The sequence below is a fragment of the Paenibacillus vandeheii genome (assembly GCF_030433635.1).
Lineage (GTDB): Bacteria > Bacillota > Bacilli > Paenibacillales > Paenibacillaceae > Paenibacillus > Paenibacillus vandeheii.
In genome coordinates, this window is record NZ_JAROCD010000006.1 from 43,486 (window position 1) to 61,953 (window position 18,468).

Annotated in this window: 14 protein-coding genes and 1 pseudogene; 9 read left to right on the forward strand and 6 right to left on the reverse strand. The window is 42.5% G+C overall.

The window, feature by feature from the left end; genetic code table 11:
• Positions 1-161 precede the first annotated feature (161 nt).
• Positions 162-1,787, forward strand: coding sequence for a helix-turn-helix domain-containing protein (locus P5G61_RS12780; protein ID WP_301246823.1), 1,626 nt, complete (start codon positions 162-164; stop codon positions 1,785-1,787).
• Between the two features lie 103 nt (positions 1,788-1,890).
• Positions 1,891-3,555 (forward strand): cache domain-containing sensor histidine kinase, encoded by a 1,665-nt coding sequence (locus P5G61_RS12785; RefSeq protein ID WP_301246825.1) that lies wholly within the window; start codon positions 1,891-1,893, stop codon positions 3,553-3,555.
• Between the two features lie 73 nt (positions 3,556-3,628).
• Here P5G61_RS12785 and P5G61_RS12790 read toward each other — a convergent pair whose 3' ends face one another.
• The 5 genes from P5G61_RS12790 to P5G61_RS12810 form a co-directional block, all read right to left on the reverse strand.
• A complete protein-coding gene (locus tag P5G61_RS12790) occupies positions 3,629-4,519 on the reverse strand; it encodes a carbohydrate ABC transporter permease (protein ID WP_301246826.1) in 891 nt (296 codons plus the stop codon).
• A gap of 15 nt (positions 4,520-4,534) precedes the next feature.
• Positions 4,535-5,425 carry an ABC transporter permease gene (locus P5G61_RS12795; RefSeq protein ID WP_079345264.1) on the reverse strand — a complete coding sequence of 297 codons (891 nt, stop codon included), beginning with the start codon at positions 5,423-5,425 and terminating at the stop codon, positions 4,535-4,537.
• Positions 5,426-5,518: 93 nt separating this feature from the next.
• Entirely contained in the window at positions 5,519-7,123 is a 1,605-nt protein-coding gene (locus P5G61_RS12800; RefSeq protein WP_301246828.1) for a type 2 periplasmic-binding domain-containing protein, read from the reverse strand.
• Between the two features lie 294 nt (positions 7,124-7,417).
• On the reverse strand, positions 7,418-8,164 hold the full coding sequence (gene map, locus P5G61_RS12805; RefSeq protein WP_285075560.1) for a type I methionyl aminopeptidase: 747 nt from the start codon (positions 8,162-8,164) through the stop codon (positions 7,418-7,420).
• Positions 8,165-8,171: 7 nt separating this feature from the next.
• The gene (locus P5G61_RS12810; protein ID WP_079345270.1) at positions 8,172-8,741 is read right to left on the reverse strand and encodes a TetR/AcrR family transcriptional regulator; all 570 of its coding nucleotides are present in this window, start codon (positions 8,739-8,741) and stop codon (positions 8,172-8,174) included.
• A gap of 285 nt (positions 8,742-9,026) precedes the next feature.
• Here P5G61_RS12810 and P5G61_RS12815 point away from each other — a divergent pair, with 285 nt between their 5' ends.
• Positions 9,027-11,150, forward strand: a complete 2,124-nt coding sequence (locus tag P5G61_RS12815; RefSeq protein WP_301246832.1) for a 5'-nucleotidase C-terminal domain-containing protein — start codon at positions 9,027-9,029, stop codon at positions 11,148-11,150.
• Positions 11,151-11,686: 536 nt separating this feature from the next.
• Positions 11,687-12,064 (forward strand): hypothetical protein, encoded by a 378-nt coding sequence (locus tag P5G61_RS12820; RefSeq protein WP_301246834.1) that lies wholly within the window; start codon positions 11,687-11,689, stop codon positions 12,062-12,064.
• 195 nt (positions 12,065-12,259) lie between these two features.
• On the opposite strand, the gene P5G61_RS12825 is transcribed toward P5G61_RS12820, so the two are convergent.
• Entirely contained in the window at positions 12,260-13,141 is an 882-nt protein-coding gene (locus P5G61_RS12825) for a LysR family transcriptional regulator (RefSeq protein WP_301246836.1), read from the reverse strand.
• 181 nt (positions 13,142-13,322) lie between these two features.
• Between P5G61_RS12825 and P5G61_RS12830 the strand changes: the two genes are divergently transcribed.
• The 5 genes and pseudogenes from P5G61_RS12830 to P5G61_RS12850 all read left to right on the forward strand — a co-directional run.
• Entirely contained in the window at positions 13,323-14,306 is a 984-nt protein-coding gene (locus tag P5G61_RS12830) for an aldo/keto reductase (RefSeq protein WP_301246837.1), read from the forward strand.
• A 43-nt stretch (positions 14,307-14,349) separates the two neighbouring features.
• On the forward strand, positions 14,350-15,327 hold the full coding sequence (locus tag P5G61_RS12835) for an aldo/keto reductase (RefSeq protein WP_301246838.1): 978 nt from the start codon (positions 14,350-14,352) through the stop codon (positions 15,325-15,327).
• A 179-nt stretch (positions 15,328-15,506) separates the two neighbouring features.
• On the forward strand, positions 15,507-16,067 hold the full coding sequence (locus P5G61_RS12840; protein ID WP_301246839.1) for a class I SAM-dependent methyltransferase: 561 nt from the start codon (positions 15,507-15,509) through the stop codon (positions 16,065-16,067).
• A 263-nt stretch (positions 16,068-16,330) separates the two neighbouring features.
• Complete coding sequence (locus tag P5G61_RS12845) at positions 16,331-16,903, forward strand: hypothetical protein (RefSeq protein ID WP_301246841.1); 573 nt, start codon at positions 16,331-16,333, stop codon at positions 16,901-16,903.
• A 359-nt stretch (positions 16,904-17,262) separates the two neighbouring features.
• Positions 17,263-18,016, forward strand: a pseudogene (locus P5G61_RS12850) (alpha/beta hydrolase family protein); the annotation flags it as partial.
• Positions 18,017-18,468 lie beyond the last annotated feature (452 nt).

Here is an 18,468-nt window from a genome sequence, read left to right on the forward strand (position 1 = left end):
GCCGTTCTCTATTAATATTGTATAAAACTTAGGAATTAGTTTGATTATATGAAATATGAGCAGCTTGCTCAATGATTTGAGAAACCGAAACAAGCCAGATTTGTTAGGGTAACGTGGGAAGGATAAGAACAAGTATATGACTAACGAAATCGGGGGATTTCATGTACAAACTGATGATCGTAGATGATGAATTACTCATGCGAGTTGGAATTCGTTCCATGCTGAATTGGGAAGAGCACAATTTCTATGTTGTTGGTGAAGCGGGGAATGGAAAAGAGGCGTTGGAGCTTGCGCTTGAAGTGACTCCCGATCTAATCATTACGGATATCAAGATGCCGATTATGGATGGGCTGCAGCTAATACAAGAGTCCTCCGGAGTACTGAAAACCTGTAAGTATGTCATCCTAAGTAACTTTGACGAATTTGATTATGTGAAAACAGCACTAAAACTAGGCGCCACTGATTACTTGATTAAAAGCGAGATTACAGAAACCTCCCTTATCGAACTCTTGACTACCATTGAACAGAAACTGCAAAGCGAACATGTTAACCTGACTAACATCCCCACTATGGCACAAGATTACTCGAAGAGCCTGAGGCATCTAAAGGATAGCTTCTTTCAAGATATTGTAAGCGGATTCATAAATGAGAAGGAAATCGTCACCAAAGCTGAGGAGCTGCATTTTCGTATAAGATCGGATCAACTGGTTGTTATCAAGTTCATTGTGAACTATTACGAGGATACGAAGAGGAAGTATGTGGAGAAGGGGGAGAAACTACTCCGATTTTCTATACTCAATATTATGGAAGAAATCATTCCATCGAAATGGGAGAAAGAAATTTTCGTTGAGAATTCGTCTGATTATTGGGTTATAGTCAATGTACTTCCTGAGAGTAAATCTGTGCATGCGGACTTAAATAAACTATGTAATAAGCTTCTTTCTTCAATCAGGGATTTTATGAACCTGTCGCTTACAGCGGGTGTAAGTACAATCGTTTCCGGTTTTCAATGTATTAGAAAGGCATGCCAAGAAGCCGAGTCCGCCTTAAGACAGGGTTTCTTCACAGGCAGCAACCAGATCCTGTACTACGAGGATGTAATTCGAGCTCCAGCTCGGAAAGAAGTGAATGGGATGCTGAACCCGGAGCAAGAACGAGATTTTCTGAAATTATGGATAAGTAAAGACAACAAAAAGGCGGCGGATTTCCTTGAAGGAATTCGTTCTGAACTGGAGACGCTACGAGCGGATGAGAACAGTATTCGCAGGCAGTATATCCTGATGTTGGAAACAATACACTCCCATGTATCACGGGCTACAGAAAGAGCTAAGCCTTCCTTTACCGAGAAATCTCCTTACGAAATCGTTCTGAAGGGTGAGTATTGGGAGGATATTCATCAAGATATCCTGGCTCATATTGCGTACTATTTTAAAACGGATTCCCAGTTTATGCAGGAGCTTACCTACACAGATCTGGCCATTGAGTTAATCGATAAATATTATGCCGAGGATATTTCGTTGCAAAGCATTGCAAGCCAAATTAATGTCAATCCCTCGTATCTCAGCCGATTGTTCAAGCAGGATAAGGGAGAGAATTTTATTTCTTACTTGACACGAGTTCGGATTGAACATGCGAAGGCCTACCTAATGAGCAGGGAATTGAGAGTATATGAAATTGCAGATAGAGTGGGTTATCATAACTACACCTATTTCAGCAAGATTTTCAAGAAAACGGTGGGCCACACGCCAGAGGAATATCGAGAACAACTGCAGCAGGGATCCGTGTAATCCATGAATAGAGGTGCATCCTATGAGGCATACCCAACTCTTTCGAATCCAGTACAAAATCATGGTGATATGTATAACGGTCATTATACTTCCGGTATTTGTAATGACGATCAATTCGTATTACTCCTCTGAACGGTTATTGGCACAGAATTATACGAAGCTGCTCAGCGATCTGGCCAAGCAGACGAACATTCGCATTGACGAGTTTCTAAAAGAGATTGAGAAAATCTCGCTGCTGGCCAGCAATGGACTGAGCAACAACCTTTCTGCAACACATGAGGGAAGCTTTCCGATCCAGGATTTCCTCCGCGATGGTGATGAACAGCATGAGATTGCTGCATACAATATTCTGATGAATTATATCATGATGAAAGATCGCGTATTCTCCATCTACCTCTACAATTTGAACGGGGGACAAGATCTGTTTGTCAGTCCTAACCAACCTATTGACCCCAACTTTAAAGTAGCGAACGAATTATGGTTTAAAAAGTTCTTGCATGATGAAGATCGAACCATCACGTTGACAACCCGAATAGATGAGCAATTGGAGAATAAAATTCTGGCAGTCTCGCACGCTCGGAAAATTCATGATGTGTCTAGCGGGAAACTGCTTGGCGTGATCGTCGTCAGTATTGATATTAAATTTATTGAAATTGTCAATCGCAACTTACAGGAGGGGCTACGCTCCAGATTCATGATTATCGATGAGAATGACAAGATTGTATATAACGTGAATGACCGATTAATCGGCACGCTGTTCCGGGACAACGTTCGTCCACCTGAATCATTGAATGTCGTGGTGACCAATCCGCTTAGTCAGCAAAAATGGACAACTTATTTATACATGCCTTTGGATGAGCTGACTGCCGACGGCAAAATATTGGGCCGTAATCTGGTGACGCTGGCTATTGTTATGATTCTTTTTGCTGCCGTAATATCCATATTTCTATCTCATGTCATCACAACCCCCATTAAGAAGTTCCTGCGTAACATCGCTTTGGTCGAAAAGGGGCAGTTTGAACAAGTCCAACATATTCGCTCACGAGACGAAATAGGCCACTTATCGATTCGATTTAACAAGATGTCGCATGAATTGAAGCGTATGGTCGAACGTATGCAGCAGGAAGAAATCGAAAAAGCCAAAGCTGAGATGCGAGCACTCCATGATCAGATCAAACCTCACTTTCTGTATAACACACTTGGATCGGTGAAATGGATTGCGTCCATGCAACAGGCTGACAAAATCGTGGAAATGACAGATGCACTCATCTCGATGCTTCGCTATGCGACAAGATCCGATGGAACCCTCGTTACGATTCGTGAGGAGATCGATAATATAGCGAATTACATAACGATACAGAATGTCAGGTACTATGATTGTATTCAGATGAGATATGAGATTGAGGATAGCCTGATGGATTATCGTATGCCCAAAATGATCCTTCAGCCCCTTGTAGAGAACGCGATTTTTCATGGTCTGGCCGAACTCGAGGAAGGCGGAGTCATTACCATTCGGATTCAACCGAAGGGCAGTGATATTACGATCGAAGTCCGCGATAATGGGGTCGGTATGGATCATCATATGATTCTGAACTTGAGGGAAGATAAGCTTGAAGCAGGCACCGGAACCTCAGGAATCGGTCTGCATAATGTGCAGCGGCGCATTCAGCTTCATTTTGGCAAGCCCTATGGAATAGATGTAGATAGTCAGATTGGAGAAGGTACGGTCTTTACCATTCTGCTACCTGTTATATCAGAAACAAAGTAGTTTTGTGCTTGGGGTAACATGAGGTGAACACACCCAAAAAAAGGCTTGCAGTTTGGACTGCAAGCCTTTTCCGTTATCCTTTAACGCTACCGAGGACCAAGCCCTTGGTGAAATATTTTTGCAGGAAGGGATACACGAGCAAAATCGGAATGGCACCCAAAAACATTTGAGCGGCGCGACCAGTTCTGGCATTCATCATGGATAGTAGTTGAGTATAATCGGATCCAGATTTCAGCATGATTTGCTCAAAGCTCTGCAGGAGAGTCTGCAGGTAACTTTGTAATGGATAATTGGCTGGATTGTTCATATAGATGATACCATCGAACCATGAGTTCCAATGGCCGACGATACTGAACAAACCGACAGTAGCAAGAGCGGGCTTGAGGAGCGGGAGTAAAATACGAAGCAATACCTGTACTGGCCCGGCACCATCGATAATGGCTGATTCTTCAATTTCCTCTGGCAAGCCTCTAATGAAATTCATTAGAATAATCATACTAAATACGGGGAGAGCTCCAGGCAGGATCAGAGACCAGATCGAATCAATCAGCCCCATTTTGACTACTACGAGATAGGTTGGAATTAATCCTCCACTAAATAACATCGTGACTATGAAAAATCCCATATAGATATTGCGGCCCATCAATTTTTGTTTCGATTTGGAAAGTGGATAAGCCGTGAGTACGATTAAAACAAGATTGACCAATGTTCCGAGAACGGTTCTTTGAATGGCAACCCAGAGAGAAGAAAAAAATGACCCTCCAGTTAAGGCAAATTCATAGGCCTTGGTCGTAAACTCAACGGGCCAGAACGTTACACTACCAGCAGATACAGCCGCACTGCTGCTGAACGAAACAGCCAACAGGTTGATAAACGGCAGGATACACAGTAGAGAGATTAGAAGCAATATCGTGTAGTTTAGGATATGGAACAAACGCCTGCTCATACTTTTATCATAGATCATAAAGATAGTTCCTCCTTAGAAGATGCGATAGCCGGCTACCCTGTAGGCCAGAACGTACGATACGGCAACCAGAACACTGGAAATGATGGATTTGAATAATCCGACAGCCGTACCAATCGAATACTGTGCCTGCTGAATTCCCAGACGGTATACATAGGTATCAATGATATCACCGGTTTGATAGACGACAGGGGAGTAGAGATTGTAGATTTGGTCAAAACCAGCATTGAGCACGTTACCAAGCGACAACACAGTCATTAAGACAATCGTTGGCATGAGCAGAGGTAGGGTAATGTAAATGGTCTGCTTCCAGCGTTTGGCTCCGTCAATCACCGCGGCCTCATAAAGTCCAGGATCAATGCTGGTCAGGGCTGCAAGGTAAACAACCGTGCCAAATCCGAAGCCCTTCCAGATATCACTGACGATCATGGTCCATGGGAATATGGATGGTGTGCCAAGAAAGGAAATAGGTGCAATCCCGAATACGCCCAGAAATGTGTTGATGATGCCATCGGAGCTAAGGATGTCCAGCATGATCCCAGCCATAATGACCCAAGACAGGAAATTCGGAATATATACCAGGGTTTGGAATGTACGTTTAACTCCGCTATTCAGTACTTCGTTAAGGAGTAATGCGAATATAACGGGCACGATAATGCCTCCGATAATCTTGAAGACGGACATGTATAAGGTGTTCCAGATCGTCCTTACGAAGTTCGGCTGACTAAATACGTGTGAAAAATTGTCCCATCCTACCCATGGTGAGTTGAAGCCGAGACCCGGATTGTATTTCTGAAACGCAATAATAAGTCCATAAAAAGGGATGTAGCTAAAGATGAAGACCAATACCAGGCTTGGGACCAACATTAAATGGTAGGGACTCTGCTGCTTCCACTTTTTCAGCATTCCTGTTCCTCCTCCGTTCTTGGTTTAATAGGCGTGTAACCGCTGCCAAAAAAGGGGGGGAGAATAACTCATCCCCTCTTGACAACAGCATTCTTATTTTCCGTAGGCGTCATTGACTGCCTGGGTTGCTTCATCACCCCCTGCTGCTCGCCAGTTCTGGACGACAACATCGAAATAATCGATACTTTCGCTACCCATAATGATCTTGGTGAAGCCTTCCGTCAGGATGTCATCCAAGGTTGTGCCATAGCTCGACAGTACCTCCGGTGTAACACCCCATAGGGCTGTCTTCGTGTAGTTCTCACTGTCGAGCACTTTTTTAGCAAGACTATAGGCATTCTTTGGAGCTCCTTGCTGCAAATAATCACCGACTGCTCCTGGTGTTGCATTCTCCATGAATTCAACACTGTTGTTGTATTTTTGCCACATTCCCGAAGTCGTAAGTCCACTGGTATCCTTGGATTGAAGAGCGGCTGACACAGCCTCAAATTGCTCGTAGTCGGAATTCGGATTAAGTACACGGAACGCTCCGACCACATGGGCAATATCATTGTCCAGCAGAGCGGATAGCGTTTCTGTGGATTCCTTGCCATTGCCTTCATCAACGATATAAGCATAGTCGTTCAAAATTTTTATCACTTCTTGCGGGCTTTTGAATCCTTTTTTCATGACGATATAATTGTTGTTGGCAAAAAAGATGGACTGTTTAGCTTCCTTTCCATCGATGGTAGGGATGATATAAGGGTAGAAGATGGCATCCTTACCCAGATTGGATACCGTATCGACTCCCGGATTATAACCCCACCACTGGTAATAAGGCTGTATCCCAACCTTGCCGGCTACGATATCGGCATTCATTGCATTAAAGTCTTTGATTGCGAATTCCGGATCAATGATGCCTCGCTTGTACCATTCTGACCATTCAGCCAGCGCATTCTTCATCTCAGACTGCACTGAGCCGTACACCAGTTTTCCACTGGTATCCTCCATCCACAGATCTGGATGCGCATTCCACGCAATAGCGAGCAGATTGAGATAATCCAACGACTGGTCAACCGCAATACCATAGCCGCCATGCTTTTCCATGAATTTCAGTGCGATATTCTTGATGTCTTCCACAGATTTGGGATCCTGGAGCGCAAGTTCTTCTTTCCAATCGTTCCGAATCCAGATGAAGTCTGGTTGTTCAATTAATCCCCAGTGCATCTGTGGTATTCCGTACAGCTTACCGTCTTTCTTTCCTGACTCATAACTGTCCGCATCCGCTTCCATGTAACCCTTGAGACGATCTGAAGCGTTTTGCTCAAAGACATCGGTCAGATCCATCACCATATCCGCTTCGACCAACTGCCTTAATTGGGATGGATTCACCCTGAATACATCCGGAAGATCGTTCGATGCTATAGCCAAATTCAATTTGGTATCGTACTCATCGCTAACCCAGTCTGTTTTGACATCGATATTAAACTTCTCTTTGTATCGCTTAATCCACACATTATTTGTGATATCGTCGCCCTTCGGATATTTCGCAGAAGTGTATTCAGATGTCACCGTGTGAATGGTAGTTGTTCCGCCCTCATTGGCATCCGGGTCTGTATTGGTTGAACTTTGCTCGGTGCTGCTTCCATTTGTACAGGCTGCGAGTAATAAGGTCGACATGAATAATGACAACACTAAAGTTTTGGTTTTCTTGTTCATATTGCTTCCCCCTTTTTCGCGATAGTTTAATATCAATAGCTTGAAAATAGTGTAAACGAGAAAGGGGACACGTGATATAAAAGTTTTTGACCAGAACCAGTACGTTTTTTGACTTTTTGATTGAATGAGGAGAGTTGGAAAAAGAGGAACGTGCACTTTTTTTACTTTCAATAAATCTTTTTTGACTACGTTTGTGCCAAGCGGAAGCTAATTCCGAAGAATACGAAAAAAAAAGAAGTCGACCATTTGGGTGGTCGGCTTCTAATTCATTTTTATTGTTATAAGAAACTATTCTTATTGCGCGGTCAGAATTTGTGGACCGTCAGCCGTGATGGCGATCGTATGCTCGTATTGGGCTGCGAGCTTGTTGTCCATCGTCCGTGCGGTCCAGCCGTCCGCATCGATTGTCATGAAGTAGGTGCCTTCGGTGATCATCGGCTCAATTGTGAACACCATACCTTCCTTGAGACGTACGCCCTTTCCGGGCTTGCCGACATGCATATACGTCGGCTCCTCGTGCAGGTCACGGCCGATGCCATGGGCGAGAAGGTCACGCACAACGCCAAAGCCGTGTGATTCTGCATGCCGCTGAATCGTGCTTGTCACGTCGCCGAGACGATTGCCAGGCCGCGCCTGCTCGATACCCAGATCAAGACATTCCTTCGTGACGCGCATCAACTTCTCAGCCGTGGGCGAGATCTGTCCGACCGCATAGCTCCAGGCTGAATCGCCGAGCCAGCCGTCGAGCTCCGCGACCGTGTCGATCGTCACGATATCACCTTCCACAAGTGGCTTATTGTTAGGAAAGCCATGCGCGATCACGTCGTTAACGGATGCGCAGGTCGCATAAGGATAGCCTCTGTAGCCCTTTTCGTATGGCTTAGCGCCGTGCTTCAAAATAATATCCTCAAATATGCGCTCAATTTCGTTCGTTGTGATACCCGGTTTGATGAGTGGGGCAATGGTACGATGGCATTCAGCCACCACTTGGCATGCCTTGCGGATGGATTCAATTTCATGCTTGCTTTTTAAGATGATCATGTTCGTATCAGGTCTCCTTCGTAATAGCTTGCATAGCGAGTCGGGCGATTCGATCGACGTCCAGGTCAGAATTGCCCGCATAGTAGTACATCCCATAACAGCCGATTAGCACAGCAAGCATATGGTCGATGCTGTCGTCTTCGCACTGGGCAATCGATTGGAGTGGAACGTACAGCCGTTCCGTAAATCGTTTCTTGGCGTGGTGTCGATCCTTCTCAGGCAAGCCTGTAAAATGTTCCGATGCCATTTTGTAGACGAGATATGCGCGGGCGTCTAACTGCCACAGCTGCAGCAGCGATTTACAATACGTTAATAACTGCCTGTCACCGATCTTTGCCCATTTCACAATAACTTGTTCGCATCGCTCGAAGCCGCTTCCCAACACATCTTCTATTAATAAATGCCGGTTAGGATAATAATGGTACACTGTGCCGTAACCAAGCCCTGCCTCGCGCGCAACATCCCGAATATCAAAGCTGCCGCCCGTACGAAAGTAGGAGCGAGCGGCGACATCCAGGATCTGTTCTCTGCGTTGTATACGTATGAGTTCATTTTGTTCTTTGGTACGCGGGCACATGGTGTGAGGACCTCCTTGTTTAGACCTGCAAATATGTCGATAAAAAGATAATAACGCATGGGGAGGAGAAATGCAAAAGATCTGTTGGTGTTCGATGAAAGGCTTTACTTTATTCCGGAAGGACTCTAGTACTAAGTTTGGGTAGAGCCAGATATTGATATGTTTCTTCTCTATAAAAATTTTTTCAACTTTTTTTACATAGATTTGATATAAACTATGATTTTAATGTATTTACTTATGTTAAAATATCTCAGGAACGAAAATTCGAGAGGGGTTTTATAACTCATGTCATGGAAGAAACAAGTAGGTAAAAGCACGATCCGTGTAGCCACTGCTGCACTATTACTTTCCCAACTGTTAGGCGCAGTAGGTCCTGTCTCTGCTGCAAGTACAGATGTAGAAGTACACTTAATCGGAATCAACGACCTGCATGGTCAGTTAGATACGACTTCGGTGATTAGTGATAAAAAGGCGGGATCTGCTCCAATTCTTGCAACTTATCTAAAAGAAGCTCAAGCAAAATATGAACATTCCCTACTCTTCCATAATGGAGACTCTGTCGGTGCATCTGCTCCAGTTTCATCTCTGGATCGTGACGAGCCTACGATGGAATGGATGAATATGATGGGCTTTGATGTAGCTTCACTGGGCAATCATGAATTCGACCAAGGTATCGCTGCATTAAAAGCACAAATCTTTGGTGGTCTTGATCCAAAAGAAGGCAAGGTTACTCATGCTGGTGCAAAATTTGATTATGTCAATGCAAACGTCATTGAAACCTCCACCGGCAAAACATTGATTAAGCCATACGTAATTAAAGAATTGGGCGGAGTCAAAATTGGATTTATCGGATTAGTGACGAAGGCTACACCTGCTAAAGTATCCCCATCGGGTACAGCAGGCGTGCGTTTCCTAAGCGCAGAAGAAGAAGTTGAAGCAGTTAATAAATATGCAAAAGAATTGCAAGATCAAGGTGTAGAAACGATCGTTGTCTTGGCGCATGATCCAGCAACAACCAAAGAAGGCGTAACAACTGGCGAAGCGGCTGACCTGGCAAAAGCTTTACCAGCAAATTCCCCTGTTGATGTTATCGTTGCAGGTGACAATCACGCTTTAGCTAATGGTGAAGTGAACGGAAAATTGATCGTTCAGGCTTATTCCTATGGTACAGCATTTGAAGATATCAAGCTGATGATTGACCCTGCTACCGGGGATGTAACTGAGAAATCAGCTACCATTACAACAACTTTCCAAGAGGGTGTTAAAGAAGACCCTGAATCTTTAGCTATTATTAAAAAATCATTGGACAAGCATCCTGAGCTGACTAAACCAGTAGGTACAACGGATGGTTCTGTAACACGTACAGATGCTTATAATAACGAAGCTGCTCTTGGCAACCTCATTGCAGATTCAATGCGTGAAGCAGACTTTGGTGATAAGGCAAGTGCTGCTGACTTTGCATTTATGAATCCAGGTGGTATTCGTGCGGATCTGCCAAAAGGCGATGTGACCTTTGCTGATCTTGCTAAAATCCAACCTTTTGGCAATACTCTGGTGAAACTGGAGTTGACTGGTGAACAAATTAAAACTTTGTTGCAGCAACAATGGGGAACCAATGCTGACGGTACACCAAACACTAAAACTCTACAGATCTCTGGCCTGAAATATACTGCAGACTTCAATAAGCCAGTTGCAGAACGTGTTACTAGTCTTAGTCTTGAAGATGGCACACCTATTGATCCTGCAAAAACATATACGGCTGTAGTTAACAACTTTATGGCCGCAGGTGGAGATAACTATAAGGTGCTAGTGGATGCCAAATCATCTTTAGCAGGTCCTATCGATCTGGATGTATTCTACCAGTACATTGTAGATACGTATAAAGGCGGCGCTATTCAAGCAAAAACAGAAGGACGTATCACGAATCTAGCTGCACCTACAGAGCAAACAGAAACACCTGCAACAACAGAATTCATTTCCCGTGCTGAATTTGTAAGTGCTCTAGTAGACCTGTTGAAACTTAACGAAGTAGCTACAGCACCTGCATTCAAGGATGTTGCTGCTAACGCTGCATATGCAGATGCAATCGCTGAAGCTACTCATGCTGGTTTCATTCAAGGCTACGGTGGTAACTTCAATCCTGATCGTGAGATCACTCGTGAAGAAGCTGCTACCATTCTTGCTAAATTGTTAAAAGATCAAGCTTCTGATAAAAATGCGGCTGCGATCATTGCAGGTTATGAAGATGGGAAAACCGTTTCTACCTATGCGGTTAAATCCATGGCAAAACTGATTGACAAAGGTATTTTTAGTGCAGCTGAGAAAAACCTGCTTCAACCTAAACAAGGTCTTTCTAATAACGATGCAAAAGCTTTGATTCAAAAAGCTGTTGCAGCAAAGGCTTCATAATTTAGAAATTATTCAAACCTTATATTAAAACAGGAAAAACACATTCTTTTTGGTGAATAAGCTTTCTCCTATGGATAAACCTCAACTCATGAAAAGGTTTATCCAGGAGCATGCTCAATGTCCCAATTTAGGATGTGTTTTTTCATTTTCCATGAATATAGCTAATCTATGGTTAGCTACTTTTATTTTGGACAGAGATTCAAAGGTATTAAACGATACATATCCGTAGTTATAAGACTTTTTTGGATACGAGGACCCGGGAGCCATTATCAACGACCAGTACAGCGAGATTAAGCGTAGATCATGGACGGGAACGACCGTATTGGCTTTATGGGGCCGCAAGATGTTGAGATTGGCACAAGTAATTCTCACTTGCTCCGCTACGGTCCTAGTATTTAATCGGAAGAAAATGGTAAAAATAGTGGGAAACAGAGCAGAGAGCTTGGACGAGAAACCGTAAGCACGAACTACTGTTAACAGATTATATATTTGGTTATGCAAGATGTCATTACATGATCAGAAAGGGTCTATTACTCATGAATAATACGAAGGCAACGGACTCACATCAACCTGCTGCTGTTCGTTTGGTCCAAATACTTATATATCTTGCCGCCGTTTTCAATGTAATCAATGGATTATATTCATTTGGCAGCCCCGATCCTCTAAAGAAATGGATAAGTATTACGATGATTGCTACGGGGGTAGCTGCGGCATATGTTGGTTTTCGAATGCAAAACCCTTCAGCGACAGGACGAACAACTGCTATTGTAATATCAGTCATCATGATTGTATTACGCTTGATTGAATTTGCAGTCTGGCTTAATGTCGGATTTATCATAGGGGTCATTCTTCCTGTGTTCGTAATCTGGAGGCTGAGCACTCAAGAGGCCAAAACGTGGTTTGAAAAAGAATAACAGGTGTCATGTAGAGAATCGACTGAGGATGGTTCTCTTTTTGTTTTATCGTTAAAAGTTCGTGTTGCGTACCGAGGAAAGCACTTGTAGCGATCGCCAAAAAGGCAAAAACGCCCGCTAATTCATTTTCACCCTAGCAGGCTATGGGACAAGAATAGCGTGGAGTATAGCCACATTTAGTATCGATAATGAATATTACGAAGGATAGGTTTCCTTTATAAATTGGATAAAGTGTGCAGTAGCTGAACTGAAAATCTTATTTTTTTTCCAGGCGATGACATGAGTCGTTATTCGTTCAGGTTCAAAAGGAACAAAACAAGTGCTATTACTTTCCCGGATCGTATATGCTCCACTCACACAGATGGCATATCCAAGTTTCCTTTCCACCAACAGCATCGCATTCGTCAATAAATTATGGGATGCATAGATACAAAGGCTATCATTCTCAACACCAAGCCAGCTTGTAATTTCGTTTTGTACAATTGTACGTCGGGGTATAATCAAGGGCAAGGAAAGGATGTCTTGGATACGAACATATTTTTTCTGGGCGAGAGGATCATCACGTCTCATCAGAACTCCCCACTTTTCCTGATGAGGTAATCGAATATAGTCATATTTTGCTGTTTCAATCGGTTCCAGTAATATTCCGATATCTATATTTCCCCGGTCAAGTTTCTCCCGAATGTCATCTCCGTCTGCACTATATAATTCATATTGTACCCTGGGGTGTTGATTAGAAAATTCCTCTAACAGCTCTGGCAAAGCTCGGGATACAGTGGACTCTACACAACCAACAGAAACAATTCCACCAATCATATCTTTTTGTTCCACCAGATCCCTTTCTGTCTTGTCCAAGAGGGAAACAATTTCTTTTACTCTTTGCTGAAACAAAAGTCCGCTATTTGTTAGTGTGATCTGTCTCTTGCCACGTACAAATAAACGAGTACCCAATTCTTCTTCAAGATCCATAAGCTGCCTGCTTAGAGTGGGCTGTGTAATATGAAGGATTTCTGCTGCTTTTGTTATATTACCAACGTTAGCCACCGTTAAAAAATACTTAAACACACGAATATCCAATTCATATCATCCTTCCGTATTTCATCTGATGAATTGTTTACTTAGTATTATACGATACATATTAGGCATGATAAAACATTCACCATAAGCATTAGAAATTATTCACTCTGGAAATTACCATGAGAGTATATAAAATACACAAATTTACGGTTTAAAAAAACGCTTAGGAAAGGAAACGATTATGAAGAAAAGAATTCTGGGAAACAACGGTTTGGAGACTTCTGAAGTTGGATTTGGATGTATGGGACTAAACTACCATCGGGGGCCGGCAAAAGACCGTCGCGAAATGATTTCCGTTGTACACTCAGCTATTGATGCGGGCATCACAATGTTCGATACAGCTGAAGTTTATGGGCCTTACACAAATGAGGAGCTTGTTGGTGAGGCGCTCGCAGGGCAGCGAAGTAAGGTGCAGATTGCAACAAAAGGCGGCTTTAAGATCACTGGCTTAACGAATGAGCTTGACAGCCGGCCAGAATCAATTCACCTTTCGGTTGAAGGGTCATTAAAAAGATTACAAACGGATTATATCGATTTATACTACATCCATCGCGTAGATCCCAAGGTTCCTATTGAGGAAGTGGCTTTGACCATGCAGCAGTTGAAAAAAGAAGGAAAGATCCTTCATTGGGGGTTGTCAGAGGCAAGCGCTGAAACGATTCGTCGCGCACATTGCGTTGAACCATTGACTGCAGTGGAGAGTGAATACTCGATTTGGTGGCGAGAAATTGAAAGCGATATTTTCCCCGTACTCGAAGAATTGGGGATCGGCTTGGTAGCCTATAGTCCCCTTGGGCGTGGATTTCTTACCGGGAAGTTAGACAAGAATGCTTCTTTCACCGAGAACGATAACAGGGGCGAGCTTCCGCGGTTTACTAAGGAAGCGATGGAAGCGAATCAGGTGATTGTTGATTATTTGAGTAAACTGGCTGAGGTGAAAAACGTAACCACAGCACAAGTTGCACTAGCATGGATTCTTGCTCAGAAACCGTATATTGTTCCTATTCCAGGGACAACAAATGTTAATAGAATCTCAGAAAATGTCGCAGCAAGAAATGTCGTCTTCACCGAACAGGAGATGATGGTAATCAATAAAGAGATTGACAAGATTCAAATTGTAGGCCATCGCTATCCAGAAGCTGAGAAGAGGAGAACAGGCAAATAACGGAGGTCGTTGTATAGCTAAAAACAATTGGGGGAAGTTTATTATGAAGATGAGAGAAATTGGAGATCTTAAGGTTTCAGAAATGGGTATGGGATGTATGGGATTTAGCCACGGTTACGGTGCTGTGCCGGAAGAATCATACAGTATTTCGGCCATTCATCAAGCATATAATGTTGGCTGTACTTTCTTTGATACTGCGGAGGGTTATGGACGTCAGATGTTTGATATGGGACACAATGAGAGATTGGTGGGAAAGGCTTTGGAGCCATTTCGTAAGGATGTGGTTCTTGCAACTAAGCTGCATATTGACACTAAAGAACCTGAAAAAGATGGGTCGCTATATCATACTGTAAAACGTCATTTAATAGCATCAATGGACAAACTCAGAACGGATTATATCGACCTGTATTATCTTCACAGAGTGAATCCGGATATTCCTGTTGAAGATGTAGCTGAATGCATGGGCAGACTGATTAAAGAAGGATTGATTCGGGGATGGGGTGTTTCTCAGCTGTCTGCTAAAACAATGATGCGAGCACATGCGGTTACACCGCTTACTGCTGTACAGAGTATTTATTCAATGATGGAGCGAAACTTTGAAAAAGATATCATTCCACTTTGTGAAGAGAATAAGATCGGATTTGTAGCATTTTCCCCGATTGCTAGTGGATACCTATCTGGCAAGGTTAACGTAGATACAAAATTCGAGGGAGATGATGTCCGCAAGTGGGTACCGCAGATGAAGAAGGAGAATATCATTGCAAATAAACCGCTGCTTGAAATAATCAGTGATGTAGCTTCTAGAAAGGGAGCAACGAATGCCCAAATTTCGCTGGCATGGATGCTTCACAAATATCCTCACGTCGTACCGATTCCCGGTTCGAAAAACAAGGAGCGTATTTTGGAAAATCTCGAAGCCTGCAATGTTTCTTTAACAGAGGCAGAGTTTTGTGACTTAGAGATGGCATTAAATCAGGTTACAGTTCATGGTCAAAGATCAGAAATAGAAGAACTGCTATGATTGATTCAAGGAAACACCCCGCTCATAATGAATATATGAGGATAGAACTTGTCTGATTACCGATTAGATTATCCCGGGCGTTGAGGTTGGGCTAAAATAAACATTGTTATTTACAAAGCTTATTACTTATATTATAGTCATTATAGATATATATTATCTGTAAAAGAGGGGCATAAAAAATGAATTCAAAACTAGAAAGTAAAATTAAGAACTTGGAGAATATTGATAGGTTCCCAGCAGAGGAGTTATTAGAGTTTATACAGCTTAATAAAGAGGACGAACTATTAGATATTGGAGCTGGTACGGGTTATATCAGCTTTTCTTTTGCTAAATATGTGAAAAAGGTAGTTGCATTTGATTACGATCATGATATTTTACAGTATCTAGAAGCAAAAGCTAAGGAAAAAGGGTTAACCAATATTGAAACCACTGCCGCAAACATTAAAGAGATGCCATTAGAGGACGAAAGATTCGAAAAAGCTGTTGCTTCAATATCGTTACACGAGGTTCAACCACTTTCGATGGCCTTGAGTGAAATCCACAGAGTTTTAAAAGACAAAGGGCTCTTTTTATGTATTGAATTAGAGAAGTCAGAGCTGTCTAAGGGACCAAGGGTTTCATCGAAGGAAATGGAGGAGAAAATCGTTCAGGCTGGTTTTTCAGTTATGGATACGTTTCATTCACCAACGCAAGTGGCTAACCAACCCGTTTATATCATTATTGCACAGAAGAATAAATAAAAAAATTTAAAACACTTTCAAAGAGTTGACCCTTTTGGAGGTGTTTTTGCATTGAAGCAACAAGAGGATGTCAGCCTTTTGATATCTTGTTGAAATAAAGAGGAAAGCCATAGAAATGAAATTGGCGCAGGTAACCGTGAAAGAGGTTACATATATAATCAATTTTTGCACGCTAATTCATTAAGCTAACGGGTAAATTAGTGCAACTTTTCATCTGTTAAAAATGTTAATAAAGATGTATGAAATAACATGATGAGAAGTGGGTGGAAAAATTGAAAATTCGTTTATCCACGTTAATATTTTTTTTCACTACCGTATTTTTTATATTAAATGGACAAGATGCTAAAGCTTTGTCCTGTGCCGAGCCGGGTAGCCCTCAAGAATCGTTAGAGAGATATAGTGGAGCTGTTTACGGTGAAGTAAAGCAAATAAAGGTCGACTTGAAGCAAGAGGGATTGACAGGGACAAAAGAGAAAATCAGATATATTTTAGTGGAAGTTGAGAGAAGTTGGAATACTGAGGTGGACTCTCAAATCATTGTCGCAACTGACTACACTTGGGGGTTTAATTTCAAGAAAGGCAACAAATACTTGATATACATTAGCAAAGGGGATGGCGAATTAAGCAGTAGTCCGTGCAGTTCGACAATCGAAATGAATAACCTTAACCAAGCAACTGAACTATTCGGAGAAGGATCTCAACCCAAACAACAAGTAAACTTAGAACACAAGATGTGGTTTATGTTTGAGCATGATATTGATTTGTATATCGTAGTTGCAATAGTAGTTGTGGCAATTTCCATCTTTGTCATGAGAGCAAGAAAGAAAAAGGGCTAAGTTTGGTTAAATAAAGGGCATCGAGTTTGGAGAGAAGTTAATTATATAGTTGTCGAGAGACAAGAACATTATCCCATTAAAAGTCGCTATAATAGCGGCTTTTTTTGTTTTAAGGAACCAAGTTTTTGTTCAAAGCTGAGGACAAGAACTGTGTCATTACCGTTTAGAGGGTGATCTAAATATGCATAGGCTGGTATGCATCAATTCCACCTTTTTACGTGTCCTCCATACCGCAAGGTAGAATTACAAAATTGTAAGGTTGATGTAAGTTGAATCGATAGCTTAGGGTAGTCTGGCAAGGATAATATTGGAACAAACGAAAATAGAAATTCTTTAAAAGGAGAATCGACATGAGGCTGTTTGAACTGTTGCTATTTTCCCCATATTGCATAACGATCATTTTTGCAGCCATTTCAAGCTATAGCTATTTTAAAAAAACGGCAACACAAGAATCCCACGATTCATGTTGGGTTCAACTTATACCGCTATAGCGATAATGCTGGTGGTAACAGCGGGTCTCATGTATGCTTTTCCTGTATTTAATCTGCCTGAACCGACAGGCGAATTGAAGGTAGGAACACAAACTTTTCATCTCGTGGATACAGATAGGGAAGAGATGTTCGACGAAGCCAGAGATGGGAAGAGAGAGTTGATGGTTCAGGTATAGTATCCGGTTCAAGCTGGCACTGGCAAGTATACTCCCTTTATTCCCGATACCCGGATTTTACGTTATATGGCCGCGAACTATGGGTTGCTCGGGTTTACACGGATGCAGAGCTTAACCATATGGGCTCAACAAGAGAGTGGGAGGATCAAGTAACGGAAGACAAAAAGCTGGAGCTTGAACGGATGCGCGAAACGGTCGACGAAGGGGGACAAATCCTCTATATCGAAAATACGGAGCATTTGAATTTTGCCGACGTACAGTTCATTTCTCCGATTTTCAAAATACTGGGCATTACAGGAAAGATTGCGCCCGAAAGAGCGAACGCCGTTATCAATGCCTATATGCTGGATTTCTTCGATATGTATCTGAAGAATCAGGACGGAATTTCAATGAAAGGACCGGATAGCTGCTATCCAGAGGTGAAGTTCGTAACCTCGTTATTATAAATTACGGAACAGGCTACCGATTTTGATATGCTATCACACATAAATAGCTCCATTTCCATCTAAGCCAAAAGTTTTTCGATTCCTAGCTCATAACGCGCGTGGCTGACTCACCTTATCCGTATGAATTAGGGGCGTTTAACTACTAGATTTTTAGGCATACCTTACTTATGCGAGGAGCTAAGTGTTATCAGGCATAAGGAATTGGCTTACAAGCCTGAAAGCAGAACAACATGCCCGGAAGAATCGGGTATAGAGGGGATTGAACCCCGCGTCTAATCGTTGGCTGTTTTTCCGTTAAGCTAACGGGAAACGTTAGTCGAACAAAGCGAAATTAAAGAAAGGGCCATCCGGCAAAAGGATGGCCCAAAAACTTGTCTTTACAGATAGCACGCTGATGCGTATCGCATAAAATGGTACAACACAACAATGGAGAGTTGAGTTGAGGTAAAAAA